The organism is Mesorhizobium sp. WSM4848, from assembly GCF_055811375.1.
Window position 1 is genome coordinate 291522 of the sequence record NZ_JBVVPX010000001.1, and the last position, 18422, is coordinate 309943.

The window sequence follows — 18422 nt, forward strand, 5'->3', positions numbered from 1 at the left end:
GCGACGGTGGGCTTCAAGCGCTTCGATTGCCTGTGCCGAGATCGATGCTGCCAAAGGCCTTTATCTCGAAGCGAACCAAGAAACCCATTTCATGGTCGGTTCAGGATCGAGCCGCTAAGGCCAAGCTTTGTTAACTTGGTGCGCGATATAATTAACTACTCTTCAAACAGTGATGCTTAAATATATCTAACGATTTTGTTTATCTTATAAACAATACACTTCGGAGGTGACGTGAGGTTGGCATGCTGCAGATGGGTCGTGGCTGGAGGCAGTGATGTCGGATAAGACGGCCCCACCTAACGACAGGGAGCCGACATCTGTCGAACGGCGCCGCTGGCCGCGTATGTCGCAGGATCCACTCGGTGAGAATGAGGTGGAGAAGGCCGTCCTGACGTCGTTGCGCTTTGAGACGGAAATCCTTCCACCAATCCAGCAGTTTGCTGGCTGGCGGGAGCATATGGCGATATTGATGGATTCGCGTCTGCCGAACAATGTGAATCCCGAGGATGGATTTGTCGTCCAGCAGGCGGTGTGGAATCTGGGCGGCATGCTTTTGTTGCAACAAACCGTTCCGGCCTTCAGTTACGAGCGCTCGCCAGACGCGGTGCGGTTCAGTCCAATTGACCATTGGCAGATCACCGTTCTCCGCGCCGGTCGCACCTGGACCGGAGTCGACGGACGTGTCGCGCAAAATGAACCGGGCATGATTGAAATCCGCTCGCTCGGGCATCCGTTTAGCGGGCGGGCGCTGGCGACGGAGTCGATCAGCCTGATCGTTCCCGTCGATCTGTTTGCCGATGGAGGTAGCTTGCCGGCGGCGAGCAACAACGTCGTTTTGGGTGGACACCGGGCCAAACTGCTGATCGATCTTATGTCAAGCGTTGAAGCCAATCTCGATCGCTTCACGCAAGACGACCTTCCTAGAATCAAGGACCGTTTGCGGAAAATGGTGTTCGATGCGGTTACACCCTTGGTGGATCGTCATGACGGCAACGATCAGATCTCACAAATCGGATTGATGACGCGGGCGAGACGCTTCATTTCGAGCAATCTTGCCTCGCCCGACCTGACACCGGATGCTCTCGCCCGGGAACTGGCGACCTCAAGGACACGGCTCTATGAGCTTTTCGAAACGTCCGGCGGCGTTGCGAATTACATTCGTCGACGACGTCTATCCGCAGCTCATGCAATGTTAGCGGATCCTTCCGACACCCGAAAGGTCGCCGAAGTTGGTCTAGCAATCGGCTTTGATTCAGCGGCGAATTTCAGTCGAGCTTTCACGCAGCAGTTCGGGTATAGCCCGAGCAACATCCGCAAGCAGCCGTCCGAAGACTACATGTACACGGATAGGCAAACAGGTAAGAAACCAAAGGTCACATTCGAAAGCCTGCTGCAAACGCTCGGCCTCTTTTGATGATGGCGAGGAGCATTTACAAGATGTACATTAAGGATGCTCGATGACGACTTCTGGCATCTAAGCAATAGACCAACAATCTATCCTACAATTGGAAATTTTCGAATAAACCGCACGTCGCCGATAGTAGAAGAACGCCTCTTCCATAGCAGGCATCGCGATGTAGCGGTCTTCCGGCTCGAACCCCGAGAGCTGGCAAACGCGACAGCCCAAGTGGACCTCTCTGTCGTGAACCGCTGAGGAATCTAGAGAGCTAATGCGTCAATCAACCTTGTGCCATAGCGTGTTCAGGTATCCTGATCTCTTTCACAAACGCTCGCAATTCGGCTGGAGGTGCGAGACAAAAAGTTCGAAAAGCATCCGGGAACCCCAGCCATCGCTCACAGGGTCCGTTCCGGCACCTGTGTAGCAGCCGTTTAATAATGCGACAGTTGAGCACGTTAGTGATGCGACAGTTTTCGCCGGCCGGCGAAAGTTCGATCCGGATTGATCCGTCTATCGATATTAGTTCATCGGCCATACGACTATAAGCATCGGCACAGCCACAACGACGACGAGGAACGATAGCGGCAGTCCCAGACGTGGATAATCGCTGAAACGGTAGCCGCCCGGTCCCATGACGAGCGTGTTGCACTGGTGGCCGATCGGGGTGAGAAAATCGCAGCCGGCGCCAATGGCGACTGCCATCAGAAATGCTTCCGGCCTGTAGCCGAGATCGCCGGCAAACGCGGCGGCGATAGGCGCCATGACCAGAACGGTGGCGGCATTGTTGAGGAATGGCGTAACGGCCATCGCGGCGACAAGGATGAGCATCAATGCGCCGGGCGCCGGAAGAACGGTCCCCAGTTTGGCAAGTTCGCCGGCAATGACCCCTGTCGCCCCGGTGCTGCGTAGCGAATCGCTGACTGGAATGAGAACGGCGAGCATGACGAGGATTGGACCATCCAGCGATTGGTAGACGTCTCGAACCGGGATGACCCTGAAAAGCACCATCCCGACCGCGGCCGCAAAGAACGCGACAGAGACCGGGAGCAGCCCGAACGCAGTCGCCAGCATGGCGAGAGCAAGGATGATTACCGGCACGATACCCTTACGGACGCTGCCAAGCAGGATAGCCCTTTCTGCCAGCGGCAGGCAGCCGAGTTCGCGCAGTACATCGGGTATCGTCGCTGCATTGCCCTGCAGCACGACGACGTCGCCGAGCCTCAGCTGGACTTCGGCCAGCCTGCGGTCGAGGCGCTCGCCGTGTCGGCTGACAGCCAGCAGGTTGACATTGAAGCGGTGATAAAGGGCAAGGCGCTGGGCAGTCCAGCCGATCAAAGGCGAGCTTTCACCGATGACGGCTTCGATGGCGACCATCTCGCTGGCCATGTCGTCACCGCCGACCCTGTTGCCCGTAACGCTGAGCTTGCCCTGGGAGACAAGGCGATGCAGCGCCCCCGGGTCGCCCTCGAGCAGCAGAATGTCGTTCAGTTTGAGGACGACGTCGGGCAGCGGCGTCATCCGCATGGTCCGGTTGCGCAGGATCGACGTCACGACAGCATCGCCGCCGGAGAGCTTCATGAGGTCTGCGACGGTTTTGCCGAGCACAGTGGAATCGCGGACAATTTTGGCCTCTGTCAGGTAATTCTTGATGTCGATGGCTTCATGCACCGACCCGCCCAGCTTTTCGCGCACCGGCAGCAACCAATAGAAAAGCACCAGGAAGATCGTTCCGGCGGCGGCCAGGGCGGCTCCAACAGGTGTGAAGTCGAACATTGTGAAGGCGGCGCCGGTCAGTTCCTCCCGCACACGCGACACGACGACATTGGGAGATGTTCCCACCTGCGTCATGAGTCCACCGAGCAGTGACCCGAACGCCATAGGCATCAGGAATATCGACGGTGAAACGCTCGACCGGCGCGCGAACTGGAAGGCTATCGGGATCATGATCGCGAGCGCACCGATATTCTTTACAAAGGCAGACAGGATCGTGACCACGATGACCAGCAGCGCCAGTTGCGAGCGAACGCCCGACAGTTTCGGAGCGAAACGCCTGATGGCGACTTCCATGATGCCCGAGCGTGCGATGCCTGCGCTCACCAGCAGGGCACTGCCGACAATGACCACGATATCGTCGCTGAACCCGCTGAAGGCTTCGTCAAAAGGCACGATGCCGATCGCGAGTGCCAGCAACAGTGCCGCGGCTGCAACCAGATCATATCGATACCGACCCCATACGAGCGCCGCCATCATTATGAAGATAACGGCGAATGACAGGATTTGCGGCATGGTCATGTTGCGGATGTCCCCGGCCACTCATGCAACTGATCAGAACGGCCAACCCGCCCCTTGGTTGCTTTCGCTGATCGCGGCTTTGCCAGCACGCTTGTGAATGCTGAGACTTCCATGCTTGCCGACAAGCCCGTGTGGGAGCGATGTTCCTGGCTCTCGCAGCCATGGCCCTGGCTGGCGCTTTTCGACCCGGCCGGCGCTGGCCGTTCCGACCTTATATCGATAGCCGTCATTCTCGCTAGTGGCCCGGCTCGCTAGTGGTCCGGGAGCGGGCCGTGTCAGGCCTTCTGCTTTGCTGCCGCCTTCCTGGCCGGGGCCTTTTTGGCCGGCATTTTTGCGCCTGCCTTGCGGCCCAGGCCGATTGATTTCGCCAGCTCCGAACGCTGGGCAGCGTAGTTTGGTGCCACCATGGGGTAATCAAACGCCAGCCCCCATTTGGCTCGATATTCATCGGGTGTCATGCCAAGCAGCCCCAAATGGCGTTTCATCGACTTGAACTTGCGGCCGTCTTCCAGGGAAATGATGTGGTCGGCAAACACCGACTTCTTCGGATTGACCGCCGGGGCCCGCGCGGGCTGCTCGACTGCGGGCGGCGCGCCCAGGGAAGCGAGAGCGGCGTTTACAGTGGCTATGAGATCCGGCAGGCCGGCGACTGGCACCGCATTATTTTGGACAAAAGCCGCGACAATATCAGCGGTCAAGCCCACCAGATCCAGATTTCGGCGGTCTGTTTCGTCAGTCAAATCGTCAACTCCTTTTGAGGTCCCCAGAAGGTCCTATTGTGGAAACCCGGATTGTGCAACGGGTCGGCCGAAAGGGCTGACGCCGGCAAACGCAATAGCGTTATCGAACAGCAAAAAATTCCCGCTCACGCACCACGCGGCGCCTCAAGAGCTGCAAACGACCGGGCGTATTGCCATCTTCTCCACCGAGAACCGGCGGGATCGTCAGTGTGCTGCTTCCAGCACCATCTCAACGCCTCATGAGCCGTCGAAGATCCGGCCGCGGTTCAGGATGCCCTTTGGATCGAGCGCGGCCTTCAGCCGGCGCATCGTCCCAATCTCGGCCGCACTTCGCGACAGATGCAGCCAAGGCTTCTTGTCGATGCCGATGCCATGTTCGGCCGCGATCGACCCGCCGCTCTCCGCAACCATGCGATACACCGTCTCCATGGCGTCGCGAGCTTTCGGCGTCGCGATCACATAGTGCAGATTGCCGTCGCCCAGATGGCCGAAGACGAGGAACTCCGTCTCGGGATCGATGCGCCGGACGGCCGCCTGACTGGCGCTCAGGAAGTCTTCGATGCGGTGGAGCGGCACGCTGACGTCGCCGCCAATGATGTGATCGCGCGTGCGCACATAGTCGGCGCAGGCGTCCCGCATGGTCCACAGCGATTGGAACTCGCGCGGCGACTGCGAGACCACCGCATCCTCGGCGACGCCCTCTTCCAGCCCTGCCATGAGGCTCGCCGAAAAGCGATCGATGGCCTAAAGCTGGTCGCATTGACGGCCGTGCAAGGGAGAAAACACAGATGACCGCGCCCGCCATAAGCCGCTTCCCCGTTCCCGAGATCGCCGGCCTTCCCGACGACATCCGCGAACGGATACTCGCCGTGCAGGAGAAGTCGGGCTTCGTGCCCAACGTCTTCCTCGTGCTTGCGCATCGGCCGGACGAGTTCCGCGCCTTCTTCGCCTATCACGACGCGCTGATGGACAAACCCGGCCCGATCACCAAGGCCGAGCGGGAGATGATCGTCGTGGCCACGAGCAATGCCAATCAGTGCCAGTACTGCGTGGTGGCCCATGGCGCGATCCTACGCGTTCGCGCGAAGAACCCGCTGATCGCCGATCAGGTGGCCACCAACTACCGCAAGGCCGACATCAGCCCGCGCCAGATGGCGATGCTCGATTTCGCCATGAAGGTTTCCGCGCGCGCCTACGAGGTCGGCGACGCGGACATCGTGGAACTCAAGATCCATAGCTTCACCGACGAGGACGCCTGGGACATCGCGGCCATCGCCGCCTTCTTCGCCATGTCAAACCGGCTGGCCAACGTCACCAGCATGAGGCCGAACGACGAGTTCTACGCGATGGGGCGCTGACCATGCCGAAGGGATACAAGGACCTGCTGGCCGACGCCGATGCGGTCGTCCGCTCGGTCGAGGCAGCGGACATGGCGGCCATTCCCGACGGCGTTGTCATGGTCGACATCCGGGATCCGCGGGAACTGGAGCGCGAGGGCATGATCCCCGGCGCGTTCCATGCGCCGCGCGGCATGCTCGAATTCTGGATCGACCCCGAAAGCCCCTACCACAAGCCGAAATTCGCCGAGCCCAGGACCTTTGTGTTTTACTGCGCGTCCGGCTGGCGCTCGCTGCTCGCCGCCAAGATCGCGCAGGAGATGGGACTTGACGCGCGCAGCCTGCGCGGCGGCTTCTCTGAGTGGAAGAAGCGCGGCAATATCGTCGCCGAGAGACCGAGGAAGGACAGCTAGGCTCGACGACCGGCACCGTCGCTTGCTTGCCGCTCCGTAATCTCGTTTCCTGCCGAGGGAAGCGGTGGGTGCGTGCGCCATGTGCGGGACTCGACACTGGGCATGCGGGCGATCAAGGCGCGCGATCGGTCAGCGCGCTTGCACCTTCCTCCGCGGCGCAATGTGCGCAGCAGTAGATGATGTCATCTTGTTCGACACCATGTCCGATGATCCGGCACCCGCAATGCGGGCAGAGCGGCGCAAGTTTCTGGATCGCGCATTCGAAGCTGTCGAACGTATAGCTTTCCTCAGCTAGCGTCACTTCGAAAGCCTTGTCGTAGTCATTCCCGCATTGATCGCATCTGGCCATAGTCCTTTTCCTTCTTCTTCATTGGTTCAAACTCGACCAACCCGCCGCATGGCGATAGGTTCCCATCAGGATCGTAGAGTCCTGCTAAGCAGGAGCGGGCCCGAGCAGCCTCACGCGCGCCGTTCGATCAAGCGGATCACCTCCTCGATGTCGCGCGGCGCGATGTCGAGTTCCTTCAGGCCCGGCGCGCCGATTGCGGCCACATTGTCGTGCCGCATAAGATCGACCTGGTTGCGCGTTATCGGCGCTCCCGGAAGGAGTTCCGCGACGCCGGCCAAGGCGTCCCACGCCGCAAACGGCACCGGCATCAGCCTGATGTGGGTATCGAGCTGTCGGGCGATCTCCCGCAGCAGTTCCTTATAGGTGTAGATGCGCGGGCCGCCGAATTCGAATATCGATGAGCCCTTGTGGTTTCGCCCGCCGATCAGCCGGCTGACTGCGTCTGCGACGTCTTCCACATAGACCGGCTGAAGCCGTGTGCCGCCATCGCCGAACAGCGGATAAACCGGCAGCAGACGTATCAGCCTGACAATCGTCGTGAGGAAAACGTCGTCAGGTCCCGTCATGACGGCGGGACGCACAATGATGGCGCCGGGAAATGCGCTGGCCACCGCCTCTTCTCCGCGCCCACGTGCCCTAATATAATTCGAATCCGATTGAGGATCGGAGCCGATCCCCGAAATCTGAACGAACCGGTCGACCCCGCCAGCGCGCGACGCGGCGGCAAGTTCAGCTGCGGCTTCCACATGCACGCTTTCAAACGTCTGGGCGCCCTGCTCGACGTAGAGACTGACGGCATTCACGATCGCCTGTGATCCGGCAATGGCCGAGCCGATCGAGGACGCATCCAATATGTCCGCCTCGACGGCTTCGGGCATTCTTGGAGTCGAAGAGAAGACCGGGCCAACCCGAGCCGGGTGGCGGGATGCGGCGCGGACCGTGAAACCCCTTTCAAGAAGTCGTTGCACGATCCTGCGCCCGAGAAAGCCTGTTCCGCCGAACACGGTGACGATCCGTTCCGTGTTGAGATCGTCAGGATCCATTTGCCTCGCCATCCCTTGCTTCGCGTGCCCGCCGAGCACCTGCCGCGAGGATTGTCCCCGGCCGGCGTATAAACCAGCCCCTTCGAACATCGGAACGGAACAACGCAGGAACGCTTTTTGTTCCAGTCGGCGCCGGGTTCGATCGAGGGACGGCCGATGTCGCTGTCGAGTGTTTGACGCTGGGTTGCTTTGTCCGTGCTATCAAAAAAACCGGCTAGGTCGAAATTGACAGATCACCACTTGCAAATCGGTCGCGGCTGTCTTTTGCTCGCGCGACAGTTGTCCCGTTGAATGGTTGGCGAACGGATGAACAAAATCGATCGGCGACGGCCGGAGTCCGAAACGGACGCCACCGTAAATGCCGCGCGGCTTGGAACGCGGTTGCGCCTCGCCCGCCAGACACGGGGCATGACGCTGAAGGCGCTGGCGACAGCTGCGCACTGCTCTGAAAGCCTTTTGTCCAAGATCGAGAACGGCAAGGCTTCGCCATCCCTGCCCATGCTTCACCGCCTGGTCGAAGTTCTGGAGACCAATATCGGCTGGATGTTCGAACAGGTCGACGACGACGAGGCGATCGTGTTCCGCGCAGGCGCGCGGCCATTGATCTCGCTCGACGCGCTGAGGCGCGGCGAGGGCATCTCGCTCGAACGCATCATTCCATATTCGCCCGGACACCTGTTGCAGTGCAACATCCATCATATCGAGGCAGACGGCGAGAGCGAAGGTCCCATCCAGCATGTCGGCGAGGAAGTCGGCTACGTGCTTGCCGGCCGGATCAAGCTGATCGTCGATGGCAAGAGCCATGATCTCGCCACCGGCGATGCGTTCGTATTCAGGTCGGAGCTGCCGCACCATTACCGCAACATCGGCAGGGAGAGAGCCAGCATCTTTTGGGTCAACACACCAGCGACCTTCTGACGGTTGCTGTGAGATCAAATCCGTTGACAAATATTCAAGTCTCTTGAATGTTTGCCTTGTGCCTGTAGCACCAATGGCCCAGCCGAACAGGCTTGGCCCGCAAGCAAGGGGAACCGTAAATGCGTCCGTTCAAACTTCTCTTCCGTTGCGCCGCCATCATCGCCATCTGGTCGACAGCGATGGGATCGGCGTTCGCCGATACGTTCGCTCTCGTCAACATCAACCAGCAGGCCCTGTTCTTCAACCAGATCAACGAGGGCGCGCAGAAGGCGGCCGACGCCGCCGGCGCCAAGCTTGTCATCTTCAATGCCAACAACGTGCCGAGCGCGCAAAATGACGCGATCGAGAACTACATCACACAAAAAGTCGACGGCATCATTCTGGTCGCCATCGACGTCAACGGCGTCAAACCTGCAATCACCGCCGCGAAGGCGGCCGGCATCCCGGTGATCGCCATCGACGCGCAGATCCCCGACGGCGACAACGTTGCGTTCATCGGCGTCGACAACGCCAAGGCCGGCGAGGATATCGGCAAATTCTATGCCGATTATGTGAAGTCGGAGATGGGCGGCACCGCCAAGATCGGCATTGTCGGCGCGCTCAATTCGTTCATCCAGAACCAGCGACTCGACGGCTTCAAGAAGGCGGTCACCGACAGCGGCCTGGCGATCACCTTCCTCGACACGGTCGACGGCCAGAATGTCCAGGAGACGGCGATGAGCGCTTCGGAGAATTTGATGACCGCCAATCCGGACATGACGACCTTGTACGCGACCGGCGAGCCGGCGTTACTCGGCGCTGTTTCGGCCGTGACCAGCCAGGGCCGCACCGGCGACGTCAAGGTGTTTGGCTGGGACCTGACCAAGCAGGCCGTTCAGGGCATTGACGATGGTTGGGTGGTGGCGGTCGTCCAGCAGGACCCGGCCGGCGAAGGCAAGGCCGCTGTCGAAGCATTGGTCAAGCTCAAGAAGGGCGAAACGGTCGAGCCGATCATCAATATTCCGGTGACGATCGTGACCAAGGACAATGTCGAACAATACCGCGCTATGTTCCAGTAGACTGCATCGGTGACCCGTCCGCGGCGCGAAGGGCTACGCCGCGGGCGCTTTGCAATCCCGTGGGATCCAAGATGAGCAGTGGCGAGACCTATCGGGTGCGGATGAGCGGCATCTCAAAGCGCTACAACGCCATTCAGACGCTCGATGACGTGTCGCTGGTGCTGAGGCCGGGCGAGGTCCTCGGGTTGGTCGGCGACAATGGCGCGGGGAAGTCGACATTGAGCAAGGTGCTGTCGGGGGCGGTGGTTCCCGATGCCGGCACGATCGAGATCGATGGAACGCCGGTGACCTTCAACTCGCCGGCGGACGCGCGTGCAGCGCGCGTCGAGATGGTCTATCAGGATCTGTCGCTCTGCGACACGGTCGATGTCGCCGGCAATCTCTTTCTCGGCCGCGAGCCGCGCCGCCGCATCGCCGGCATTTCCTTTCTCGACAAGAAGCGCATGCATGAGCAAACGCGCCAGATGCTCGACCGTCTCGGCATCGTTATATCAGACACGCGGCTCAAGGTCGAAAACCTGTCCGGCGGACAGCGACAGTCGATCGCGATCGGCCGCGCCGCTTCCTTCGAGCCGTCCGTGCTGATCATGGATGAGCCGACGGCAGCGCTTGCCGTCGCCGAGGTCGAGGCGGTGCTGGACCTGATCCGCACCGTCAGCGCCCGCGGCGTCAGTGTCATCCTGATCACCCACCGGCTTCAGGATCTGTTCCTCGTATGCGACCGCATTCAGGTCATGTACGAAGGACGCAACGTCGCCGAGCGGCTGATCGGCGAAACCAATATCGAGGATGTCGTCAATCTGATCGTGGGCCGCAAGTTCAACGCTCGTTCGGCCGCCAACGCCTCTCGCGATGGAGCGCCGGCATGAGCGACGTGACTTCGACCCGCTCCGCGCAGTCTCGAAGGGTCCGCGAATCCACATGGCGAGATGCGGTGCTCGCCAACGGCAGCGTCGTGTCGATCGCGCTGTTCTTTCTGGCCGTTTGCGTCATCTTCTCGGTGGCGACGGACGCCTTTCTGACGTCGCCCAACCTGCTGAACATCCTGCGGCAGTCGGCACCGCTGCTGATCGTCGCCGCGGCTATGACCTTCGTCATCACCACCGGCGGCATCGATCTTTCGGTCGGCTCCGTGCTGGCGCTGGTGGCAACGCTGTCGGCGACGCTGCTGCAACTGGGTTTGCCATGGCCGGTGGTCATCCTCGCCATGCTTGCGCTGGGCGCCTTGCTTGGCGCGGTGCAGGGTTACTTCGTCGCTTATGAGGGCATCCCGGCCTTCATCGTCACGCTTGCCGGGCTTTCGGTGATCCGTGGCGTGGCACTGCTGATCACCGGCGGCTATTCCATCCCTATCGAGCCGGGAAGCCCTTTCACGGTGCTGGGCCGCGCCTGGTTGCTTGGCGTGCCGGCGCCGGCGCTGATCGCGCTGGCGATCCTGGCGATCGCCTATATCGCCTTCAACGAGACGCCGTTCGGCCGCTACGTGACCGGCATCGGCGCCAACGCCGAAGCGGTCAGGCGCGCTGGCGTCAACACGCGGCTGACGACGCTTTTCGTCTACGTGATTTCCGCCGCCGCGGCAGCACTTGCGGGGATCATTATTGCTGCCCGGCTCGGATCCGGATCGTCGAATGCCGGGCAAGGATTTGAGCTCGAAGTCATCGCTGCCGTCGTGCTTGGCGGCACCAGTCTGTTCGGCGGCCGCGGAACGATCGTCGGCACGGTGCTCGGCGCGCTTACCGTGGCCGTCATCGGCAATGGTCTGATCCTGGCGCATCTGTCGCCTTTCCTGACGCCGATCGTGACCGGAACGATCATCCTGATCGCCATCTGGCTGAACTTCCGGCTGTTCCGCGGCGCCGTGCGGAGCCGTTGAGAGAATGAGCAGCCTCTTCGATGACGCCGCTCCCAGGCAGCGGCTGGCGATCGGGGTCGAAACCGGTCATGTGATGACCGTGCTCGGCCCCGTTCCGGTCGAAGAAATGGGCGTCACGCTGATGCATGAGCACATCTTGCTCGACGGCGCGCGCAGCTGGAAATGTCCCTGTCATCCCGACGACATGGCGCTCGCCAAGCGGCCGGTGAACATCGAGATCATCGGCGAATTGCGCATGAACCCTTACGTCAACCGCGACAATGTTTCGCTCGACGACAGCGACCTGGCGCTGTCTGAGCTGCAACGCTATCGCGCACTCGGCGGCCACACCGTCGTCGACGCGACCAATATCGGCATCGGCCGCGAGCCGGAAAAGCTCGCCCGCATCAGCCGCATGTCCGGCCTGAAGATCGTCATGGGCACCGGCTTTTATCTGGAACACACCCATCCCGAATGGCTGAAAGCGATGGATGTCGAAGCAGTGACCGAGTTCATCGTCAACGACGTCGGCGGCGGCGAGACGCAGCCGCCGATCCTGGCCGGCCTGATCGGCGAGATCGGCGTCAGCAAGGATTTTACTTCAGAGGAACGAAAGTCACTGAGAGCTTCGGCGCGGGCCTCCCACATCACCGGCGTGCCGCTGTCGATCCACCTGCCCGGCTGGGAGCGGCTGGCGCACGAGGTGCTCGATGTCGTGGAGGCCGAGGGCACCGATCTTCGCCACACTGTGCTCTGCCACATGAACCCCAGCCACAATGATTTCGACTATCAGACAAGCCTCGCCCGGCGCGGCGCTTTCCTGGAATACGACATGATCGGCATGGACTATTATTATGCCGATCAGGACGCGCAATCGCCCTCCGACGAAGAGAATGCGCGGGCAATTGCGGCACTTATCGAGGCCGGCTTCGGCGATCGCCTGCTCTTGTCGCAGGATGTGTTCCTCAAGATCATGCTGACCCGCTTCGGCGGTTTCGGCTACGGCTACATCCTCAAGCATTTCATACCGCGCCTGAAACGGCATGGCGTCGAGCAGCCAGCCATCGACCGCATGCTGATCGCCAATCCGAAAGCCGTGTTCTCGCGGCAGAATTAAGCCCGGACTTACGGGTGAGACTTACGACGGAGTTCAAATGTCCAAGAAAAAAATCCTGCTTGCCGGTGAATCCTGGGTGTCGACCGCCACCCATATCAAGGGCTTCGACCAGTTTCCGACGGTCACCTACCACACCGGCGCCGACGAATTGCTGACAGCGCTAAAGGCGACCGACTTCGACGTGACCTTCATGCCGGCGCATGAGGCGCAACGCAGCTTTCCGCAAACTATGGATACGCTTTCGGCCTATGACGCGGTGGTGCTCTCCGACATCGGCGCCAACACGCTGCTTCTGCATCCTGACACCTGGGTTCACTCCAAGCCGACGCCGAACCGCCTGCGGCTGCTGCGCGATTATGTGCGCGACGGCGGCGGGCTTTTGATGTTCGGCGGCTACTATAGCTTCCAGGGCATCAATGGCGGCGCGCGCTACCGCAAGACGCCGGTCGAGGAGGTGCTGCCGGTGGACTGCCTCGCCTTCGACGACCGTGTCGAGGTGCCGGAAGGGTTTTCGCCTGTCCTGAAAGGCTCCTCGGACCATCCGATCGTCAGGGGTCTCGGGTCGGATTGGCCAGTCCTGCTCGGCTTCAACGAGGTGACGCCGAAAGACGGGGCGGAAGTCCTGGCAACCGTGTCGTCGGATTATGGCTCGCTGCCGCTGCTCGTCACCGGCCACTACGGCAAGGGCCGCACTGTGGCCTGGACGTCCGATGTCGGGCCGCATTGGCTGCCACCGGAGTTCATCGCTTGGAAAGGCTACAAAACCCTGTTCGAGCAGATGCTGAGCTGGGCGACCGGTGAGAGCTGAGCGATGCATGTCCATGTCGTCGGCAACGCCTGCGTCGACACGATTTTTCGCGTCGGCCGCTTCCCTGCTGCCGGCGAGACTTTGAACGCCTCCAGCTGCGCCGATGGCCTCGGCGGGAAGGGAGCAAACCAGGCTGTTGCGGCCGCGCGCACGGGTGCTGCGGTGACGTTCTGGACGGCGCTCGGCAAGGACCGCGCAGGCGCGTGGATCAGGAGCCGCCTCGACAGGGAGTTGTCTGACCTCGAGGCGATTGAATTCGACCTGCCAAGCGACCGCTCGACCATCGTCATTGAGGCCGGCGGCGAGAACTTCGTCGTCAGCGGCGTCGCCTGCAGCCAAGTGTTCGATCCGATCGCGCAGACCGCACTTGCGCGCCGCATCGCTTCAGGCGACATCGTTGTCTGCCAAGGAAATTTGCGGGGCGCCGCTATAGATGCCTGCCTGCGGGCGGCACGGGAAAATGGCGCGCGCACCGTCCTCAACGTCAGCCCTATCGATGCGGCGGCTCTGCCTGATTTCGGCCTGGCAGAGGTGTTGGTGGTGAATCAATCCGAGGCGAAAGCGCTGACCGGCCAAGATGACATGTCAGCCGCTGCCGACGCGCTGGCGGCCAAAGGCGCCGGGACAGTCGTGATCACCCTTGGCGCGGAAGGTTGTCTCGTCCTTGACCCTGACCGGAGGGGATCGCTTCGTTTGCCGGCGCCACGCGTCGAGGCGCTCGACACCAGCGGCGCCGGCGATGTATTTTGCGGGTGTCTGGCCGGCGGGTTTGCCAAGGGCATGTCGGTTACCTCAGGACTGAAATTCGCGCTCGCGGCTGCCGCAATTGCGGTGACTCGCCCGGGCACATTGATATCCTGTCCTTCCGCGTCTGAAATGGCGGCGCTCATCGATCAAACGGAGCTCTCATGACCCAACTCGGTCAATCAGGCGGCGACGCGCTCGTAGAACTTTTCGGCCGCACCAAGGTGGTGATCGGCGTCGTTCACCTGTCGCCGCTTCCCGGCGCCCCACGCTATGACGGCGAGGCGGTCGAGGCGATCTATCAGCGCGGTCTGGACGATGCGAGATCCTATCTCGATGGCGGATGCGACGGCGTGATCGTCGAGAATCATGGCGACATCCCGTTTGCCAAACCTGACGATATCGGACCCGAGACAGCGGCCTATATGGCTGTTATCTCCGACCGTATTCGCCGCGAGCTCGGCAAGCCGGTCGGTATCAATGTGCTCGCTAACGCTGCGATCCCTGCCCTTGCGATCGCCAGCGCCGCTGGCGCGGGCTTTATCCGCGTCAATCAATGGGCGAATGCCTATGTCGCCAATGAGGGTTTTGTCGAGGGGGAGTCGGGTCGCGCAGCACGCTACCGCGCCAAGCTGCGCGCCAACGGCATCCGCGTTTTCGCCGATGCTCATGTCAAGCACGGCGCGCACGCGATCGTTGCCGACCGCCCGGTGGAGGAACTGGTCAAGGATCTGGTCTTTTTCGACGCCGACGCCATCGTTGCGACCGGTCAACGCACCGGGCACGCTGCGGATCTGAGCTATATCAGCATGATCAAAGAGGCAGCCGGCCTGCCGACTCTGGTCGGCAGCGGCGTAACGCCCGACAATGCCAACGATATCCTTAGCATCGTCGACGGCGTCATCATCGCCAGCGCACTGAAGCATGACGGCGTCTGGTGGAACCAGGTCGACCCTGCCCGCGTAAAGACGTTCATGGCCGGGCTGAGGCGATGATCGAGCGGCGACTGGAGCGAAGCCGCGGCCTTGGGCCGCAAACGCGAAGACCCGCAGGCGACGACCCGCAGGCCGCAGTCACGTTGTCGGCGATCTCTTAGCCCATTCGGACCGATACCAGTCGACGAATTTTTTCAGCCCGTCTTCTGTCGAAACGCTCGGCCTGAAACCGAAATCGCGCTCCAGCGCTGTCATGTCGGCATAGGTCTGCTCGACATCGCCGCTTTGCATCGGCTCGCTGTGGCGGATCGCTTTTACGCCGAGCAGTTTTTCCAGAGTGTCGATGAAATCGCCGAGCCGCACCGGCCGGTTGTTGCCGACATTGTAGAGCCTGATCGGCGGAACTTCAGCCGATGGCGGCTTGTCGAGCACGGCAACGACAGCTCTCACCACATCGTCGACATAAGTGAAATCCCGCCACATCTCGCCATTGTTGAACACCCGGATCGGCTTGCCTTCGAGCATCGCCTTGGTGAAAATCCAATAGGCCATGTCGGGCCGGCCCCAGGGACCGTAGACGGTGAAAAATCGCAAGCCGGTCTGCGGCACCCCGAAGAGATGGGCGTAGGTATGGCTCATCAATTCATCTGTTTTCTTGGTGGCGGCGTAGAGCGAGACGGGCTTGTCGACCTGATCGGTCTCGCTGAACGGCACCTTTCGGTTGCCGCCATAGACCGAGCTCGACGAGGCATAGACCAGATGCTCGAACGCGGGCTGCGCGCGACAGAATTCGAGCACTTCGAGATGGCCGACGACATTGGAACGGACATAGAGCCTCGGATTGTCGAGTGAATGGCGCACACCCGCCTGAGCGGCGAGATGGACGATCCTGACTATGCCTTGCCCGGCCAAAGCGTCGGCAAGAGCGCCCTGCTCGGCGATGTCGATCTGGTGAAATGAAAAGTCCTTGTGAGGCTGCAAGCGGGCGAGGCGCCTCTTTTTGAGCGCCAGGTCGTAATAGTCGTTCATATTGTCGACGCCGACGACCGCTTCCCCCCTGCTCAGGAGATGATGGCAAACATGGCTGCCGATGAATCCCGCGGCTCCGGTGACAAGTATGGGCAACAAGGTTCTCCGTGCATATGCTGGCACATGATCGCGAAGTCGAGATCGATTTCGGAAAGGATTATGCGCAACATCAAAATGCTAGATCCGAATGAGGGACCGTCTCAGTTCGTGCTACAGCCAATAGGCGCTACCGACAAGCTGTGCGGTCGACGCGTCAGCTCGCTTCGCGCAGAGCCTCGGCCGCCTGCAGGTCGACCGACACGAGCTGGCTGACGCCCTGCTCGGCCATGGTCACCCCGAACAGCCGGTTCATGCGGGCCATGGTGATCGGGTTGTGCGTGATGATGACGAAGCGCGTCTCGGTGGTGGCCGCCATTTCGTCCATCAGATTGCAGAAACGCTCGACATTGTGATCGTCGAGCGGTGCGTCGACTTCGTCGAGCACGCAGATCGGCGCGGGATTGGTCAGGAACACGGCAAAAATCAGCGACATCGCCGTCAACGCCTGCTCGCCGCCGGAAAGCAGCGTCATCGTCTGCGGCTTCTTGCCGGGTGGCCGCGCAAGGATTTCGAGACCGGCCTCGAGCGGATCGTCGGACTCGATCAGTTGCAGTTCCGCCGTGCCGCCGCCGAACAGATGCGAAAACAGCCGCTGGAAATGGCCATTGACCACGTCGAAGGCAGCCAGCAGCCGTTCGCGGCCTTCGCGGTTCAGGCTCTGGATCGCCTGTCGCAGTTTGCGGATGGCCTCGATGATGTCCTCGCGTTCGGAAACGATGGTCTCCAGCCGATCCGACAGTTCCTTCTGCTCTTCCTCGGCGCGTAGATTGACGGCGCCTAGCCGCTCGCGCTCGATCTTCAGCCGGTCGAGCTGACGCTCGATCTCAGTCATCTCCGGCATCGGGCTGTCGGCCTCCAGGCCGGTGTGACGGATGACCAGATGCGGCGGCGTGTTCAGTGTTTCCTGGACGCGCGCCTCGACCTCGAGCCGTCTTTCGTCGGCAGCGGTCAGCCGCTCTTCGGCGCGGACGCGGGTTTCGCGCGCCTCGGCCAGCGACTGGATCGCTGACGTCGCGGCCTTGTCCAGTTCGGACTGCTTGTTTTCCGCTTCCTGCAACCTGTCGCCGGCGGCCTGGCGCAGGCTTTCGGCTTCGGCAAGCTGCGACAGCAAGGCGCGCCGCTTGGCGTCGATCTCGTCGGGTGCGTCGGCCAGCCTTTCGCGTTCGGCTTCGGCCTCGGCCTTGCGTTCGCCGAGTGCGGCGATCTGCGTCGAGGCGTTTTCGGCGCGCTCCAGCCAGTTGCGGCGTTCCGCGCCGATGGCGTCGAGGCGGCGCGTGCGCGCCTCGGCTTCCCGCCTCAAGCCTTCATGGACGGCGCGGGCATCGGCAAGGGTGGCGCGGTCGCGAGCGACGTTGGCGGCCGACTGATCGAGCTGCAACTGCAGATCACCGAGATCGGGAGCGCTTTGCAGCAGCATCTCGGCCTCGACGAAAGCCGCCGCCGTCTCTTCATGGCTGTCGACGATGCGCGCGCGCGCCTCGTCAAGTGCGGCGCGCCGGCTCGACAGCTCGCCGCCGGCCTTCTCGGCCTCGGCCAGCGCGTTGCGGGCGGCGTCCAGCCCATGCTGGGCATCACGCCCGGCCTGACGGGCCTTGCGCTCGGCCTCGCTCGCCTGGGCAAGCGCCTGCTCGGCATGGGCAAGGGCCTCTTCGGCCTGGCGCAGCATGCGGTTCGCGTGGACCGCCTCGGCGTCGAGCTCGGCCAGCCGGTTTTTCTGCGCCAGCCGCTGCGCGGCGGCGGTCGGCGCGTCGGCGCTGGCGGTGAAACCATCCCAACGCCAGAGCGCCCCTTCGCGGCTGACCAGCCGCTGCCCGGGAGCAAGCTGCGCCTGCAACCGTCTTCCCTCAGCAGCGTCGACGATGCCGATCTGCACCAATCGGCGGGCCAGTTGCGCCGGCGCGCGCACGACGCTGGCAAGGCTCCTGATGCCTTCGGGCAGAGCGGCGTCGCCGGGCTGAACCTCGCTTTGGCCCCAATGCACCGGCGCGCTGCGGTCGAGCGGCACATCGAGATCTTCGCCAAGGGCGGCGCCCAGCGCCGTCTCGTAGCCGCGCTCGACGCTGATCTGCTCCAGCACGGACGGGAAGAGGTCGCCGCTTGCGGCATTCAGGATCTTGGCCAGCGTGCGGGCCTCGGTTTCGATGCGCGCCAGCTCGGCCTTTGCATCCTGAACCGGCGGGGGGGGGGGCCCCGCCCCCCCCCCCCCCCCCCCCCCCCGCGGGGGGGGGGGCGGGGCGGCCGCGGGGGGGGGGGGGGGGCCGCGCCCCCCCCGGGGGGGCACAAAGT

Annotated in this window: 18 protein-coding genes; 11 read left to right on the forward strand and 7 right to left on the reverse strand. The window is 62.1% G+C overall.

The window, feature by feature from the left end:
- The first annotated feature begins 274 nt into the window (after nucleotides 1-274).
- Complete coding sequence (locus AC0L16_RS01360; RefSeq protein ID WP_473618560.1) at nucleotides 275-1414, forward strand: helix-turn-helix domain-containing protein; 1140 nt, start codon at nucleotides 275-277, stop codon at nucleotides 1412-1414.
- Between the two features lie 504 nt (nucleotides 1415-1918).
- On the opposite strand, the gene AC0L16_RS01365 is transcribed toward AC0L16_RS01360, so the two are convergent.
- The 3 genes from AC0L16_RS01365 to AC0L16_RS01375 form a co-directional block, all read right to left on the reverse strand.
- On the reverse strand, nucleotides 1919-3691 hold the full coding sequence (locus AC0L16_RS01365) for an SLC13 family permease (protein WP_473618561.1): 1773 nt from the start codon (nucleotides 3689-3691) through the stop codon (nucleotides 1919-1921).
- Nucleotides 3692-3966: 275 nt separating this feature from the next.
- On the reverse strand, nucleotides 3967-4431 hold the full coding sequence (locus tag AC0L16_RS01370) for a Ros/MucR family transcriptional regulator (RefSeq protein ID WP_473618563.1): 465 nt from the start codon (nucleotides 4429-4431) through the stop codon (nucleotides 3967-3969).
- Between the two features lie 237 nt (nucleotides 4432-4668).
- Nucleotides 4669-5148: an FAD-binding oxidoreductase gene (locus AC0L16_RS01375; protein ID WP_473618564.1), complete on the reverse strand. Its 480-nt coding sequence runs from the start codon at nucleotides 5146-5148 to the stop codon at nucleotides 4669-4671.
- 71 nt (nucleotides 5149-5219) lie between these two features.
- Between AC0L16_RS01375 and AC0L16_RS01380 the strand changes: the two genes are divergently transcribed.
- Together AC0L16_RS01380 and AC0L16_RS01385 are read left to right on the forward strand one after the other, a co-directional pair.
- Complete coding sequence (locus AC0L16_RS01380; protein ID WP_473618565.1) at nucleotides 5220-5789, forward strand: peroxidase-related enzyme; 570 nt, start codon at nucleotides 5220-5222, stop codon at nucleotides 5787-5789.
- Between the two features lie 2 nt (nucleotides 5790-5791).
- Complete coding sequence (locus tag AC0L16_RS01385) at nucleotides 5792-6181, forward strand: rhodanese-like domain-containing protein (RefSeq protein ID WP_287211180.1); 390 nt, start codon at nucleotides 5792-5794, stop codon at nucleotides 6179-6181.
- A 112-nt stretch (nucleotides 6182-6293) separates the two neighbouring features.
- Here AC0L16_RS01385 and AC0L16_RS01390 read toward each other — a convergent pair whose 3' ends face one another.
- Complete coding sequence (locus tag AC0L16_RS01390) at nucleotides 6294-6530, reverse strand: hypothetical protein (RefSeq protein ID WP_023797920.1); 237 nt, start codon at nucleotides 6528-6530, stop codon at nucleotides 6294-6296.
- A gap of 110 nt (nucleotides 6531-6640) precedes the next feature.
- Nucleotides 6641-7573, reverse strand: coding sequence for a complex I NDUFA9 subunit family protein (locus tag AC0L16_RS01395; protein WP_473618567.1), 933 nt, complete (start codon nucleotides 7571-7573; stop codon nucleotides 6641-6643).
- 306 nt (nucleotides 7574-7879) lie between these two features.
- Here AC0L16_RS01395 and AC0L16_RS01400 point away from each other — a divergent pair, with 306 nt between their 5' ends.
- From AC0L16_RS01400 to AC0L16_RS01435, 8 genes are all read left to right on the forward strand, one after another.
- Nucleotides 7880-8491 carry a cupin domain-containing protein gene (locus AC0L16_RS01400; RefSeq protein ID WP_473618568.1) on the forward strand — a complete coding sequence of 204 codons (612 nt, stop codon included), beginning with the start codon at nucleotides 7880-7882 and terminating at the stop codon, nucleotides 8489-8491.
- A gap of 119 nt (nucleotides 8492-8610) precedes the next feature.
- Nucleotides 8611-9549 carry an ABC transporter substrate-binding protein gene (locus AC0L16_RS01405; protein WP_473618569.1) on the forward strand — a complete coding sequence of 313 codons (939 nt, stop codon included), beginning with the start codon at nucleotides 8611-8613 and terminating at the stop codon, nucleotides 9547-9549.
- A gap of 71 nt (nucleotides 9550-9620) precedes the next feature.
- The gene (locus tag AC0L16_RS01410; RefSeq protein ID WP_473618570.1) at nucleotides 9621-10418 is read left to right on the forward strand and encodes an ATP-binding cassette domain-containing protein; all 798 of its coding nucleotides are present in this window, start codon (nucleotides 9621-9623) and stop codon (nucleotides 10416-10418) included.
- Nucleotides 10415-11425, forward strand: coding sequence for an ABC transporter permease (locus AC0L16_RS01415; RefSeq protein WP_473618571.1), 1011 nt, complete (start codon nucleotides 10415-10417; stop codon nucleotides 11423-11425). The genes AC0L16_RS01410 and AC0L16_RS01415 overlap by 4 nt, the downstream gene beginning before the upstream one ends.
- A 4-nt stretch (nucleotides 11426-11429) precedes the next feature.
- The gene (locus AC0L16_RS01420; protein ID WP_473618572.1) at nucleotides 11430-12521 is read left to right on the forward strand and encodes a phosphotriesterase family protein; all 1092 of its coding nucleotides are present in this window, start codon (nucleotides 11430-11432) and stop codon (nucleotides 12519-12521) included.
- 37 nt (nucleotides 12522-12558) lie between these two features.
- Nucleotides 12559-13329, forward strand: coding sequence for a glutamine amidotransferase (locus tag AC0L16_RS01425; protein ID WP_473618573.1), 771 nt, complete (start codon nucleotides 12559-12561; stop codon nucleotides 13327-13329).
- A 3-nt stretch (nucleotides 13330-13332) separates the two neighbouring features.
- Complete coding sequence (locus tag AC0L16_RS01430; RefSeq protein WP_473618574.1) at nucleotides 13333-14241, forward strand: PfkB family carbohydrate kinase; 909 nt, start codon at nucleotides 13333-13335, stop codon at nucleotides 14239-14241.
- Nucleotides 14238-15068, forward strand: a complete 831-nt coding sequence (locus tag AC0L16_RS01435; RefSeq protein WP_473618575.1) for a BtpA/SgcQ family protein — start codon at nucleotides 14238-14240, stop codon at nucleotides 15066-15068. The genes AC0L16_RS01430 and AC0L16_RS01435 overlap by 4 nt, the downstream gene beginning before the upstream one ends.
- Before the next feature lie 78 nt (nucleotides 15069-15146).
- Here the strand turns inward: AC0L16_RS01435 and AC0L16_RS01440 are convergent, their stop codons facing one another.
- A complete protein-coding gene (locus AC0L16_RS01440) occupies nucleotides 15147-16133 on the reverse strand; it encodes an NAD-dependent epimerase/dehydratase family protein (protein WP_473618576.1) in 987 nt (328 codons plus the stop codon).
- Between the two features lie 157 nt (nucleotides 16134-16290).
- Nucleotides 16291-18422, reverse strand: a 2132-nt coding sequence (locus tag AC0L16_RS01445; RefSeq protein WP_473618577.1) for a coiled-coil domain-containing protein, incomplete at its 5' end; no start/stop codon positions are given.

What these genes read in the sequence shown, in the direction of transcription:
- AC0L16_RS01435 (WP_473618575.1), top strand. Translation starts at nt 14,238, where the DNA reads ATGACCCAACTCGGTCAATCAGGCGGCGACGCGCTCGTAGAACTTTTC.
- AC0L16_RS01395 (WP_473618567.1), bottom strand. Translation starts at nt 7,573, where the DNA reads ATGGATCCTGACGATCTCAACACGGAACGGATCGTCACCGTGTTCGGC.
- AC0L16_RS01360 (WP_473618560.1), top strand. Translation starts at nt 275, where the DNA reads ATGTCGGATAAGACGGCCCCACCTAACGACAGGGAGCCGACATCTGTC.
- AC0L16_RS01400 (WP_473618568.1), top strand. Translation starts at nt 7,880, where the DNA reads ATGAACAAAATCGATCGGCGACGGCCGGAGTCCGAAACGGACGCCACC.
- AC0L16_RS01410 (WP_473618570.1), top strand. Translation starts at nt 9,621, where the DNA reads ATGAGCAGTGGCGAGACCTATCGGGTGCGGATGAGCGGCATCTCAAAG.
- AC0L16_RS01430 (WP_473618574.1), top strand. Translation starts at nt 13,333, where the DNA reads ATGCATGTCCATGTCGTCGGCAACGCCTGCGTCGACACGATTTTTCGC.
- AC0L16_RS01425 (WP_473618573.1), top strand. Translation starts at nt 12,559, where the DNA reads ATGTCCAAGAAAAAAATCCTGCTTGCCGGTGAATCCTGGGTGTCGACC.
- AC0L16_RS01420 (WP_473618572.1), top strand. Translation starts at nt 11,430, where the DNA reads ATGAGCAGCCTCTTCGATGACGCCGCTCCCAGGCAGCGGCTGGCGATC.
- AC0L16_RS01385 (WP_287211180.1), top strand. Translation starts at nt 5,792, where the DNA reads ATGCCGAAGGGATACAAGGACCTGCTGGCCGACGCCGATGCGGTCGTC.
- AC0L16_RS01365 (WP_473618561.1), bottom strand. Translation starts at nt 3,691, where the DNA reads ATGACCATGCCGCAAATCCTGTCATTCGCCGTTATCTTCATAATGATG.
- AC0L16_RS01390 (WP_023797920.1), bottom strand. Translation starts at nt 6,530, where the DNA reads ATGGCCAGATGCGATCAATGCGGGAATGACTACGACAAGGCTTTCGAA.
- AC0L16_RS01375 (WP_473618564.1), bottom strand. Translation starts at nt 5,148, where the DNA reads ATGGCAGGGCTGGAAGAGGGCGTCGCCGAGGATGCGGTGGTCTCGCAG.
- AC0L16_RS01415 (WP_473618571.1), top strand. Translation starts at nt 10,415, where the DNA reads ATGAGCGACGTGACTTCGACCCGCTCCGCGCAGTCTCGAAGGGTCCGC.
- AC0L16_RS01405 (WP_473618569.1), top strand. Translation starts at nt 8,611, where the DNA reads ATGCGTCCGTTCAAACTTCTCTTCCGTTGCGCCGCCATCATCGCCATC.
- AC0L16_RS01380 (WP_473618565.1), top strand. Translation starts at nt 5,220, where the DNA reads ATGACCGCGCCCGCCATAAGCCGCTTCCCCGTTCCCGAGATCGCCGGC.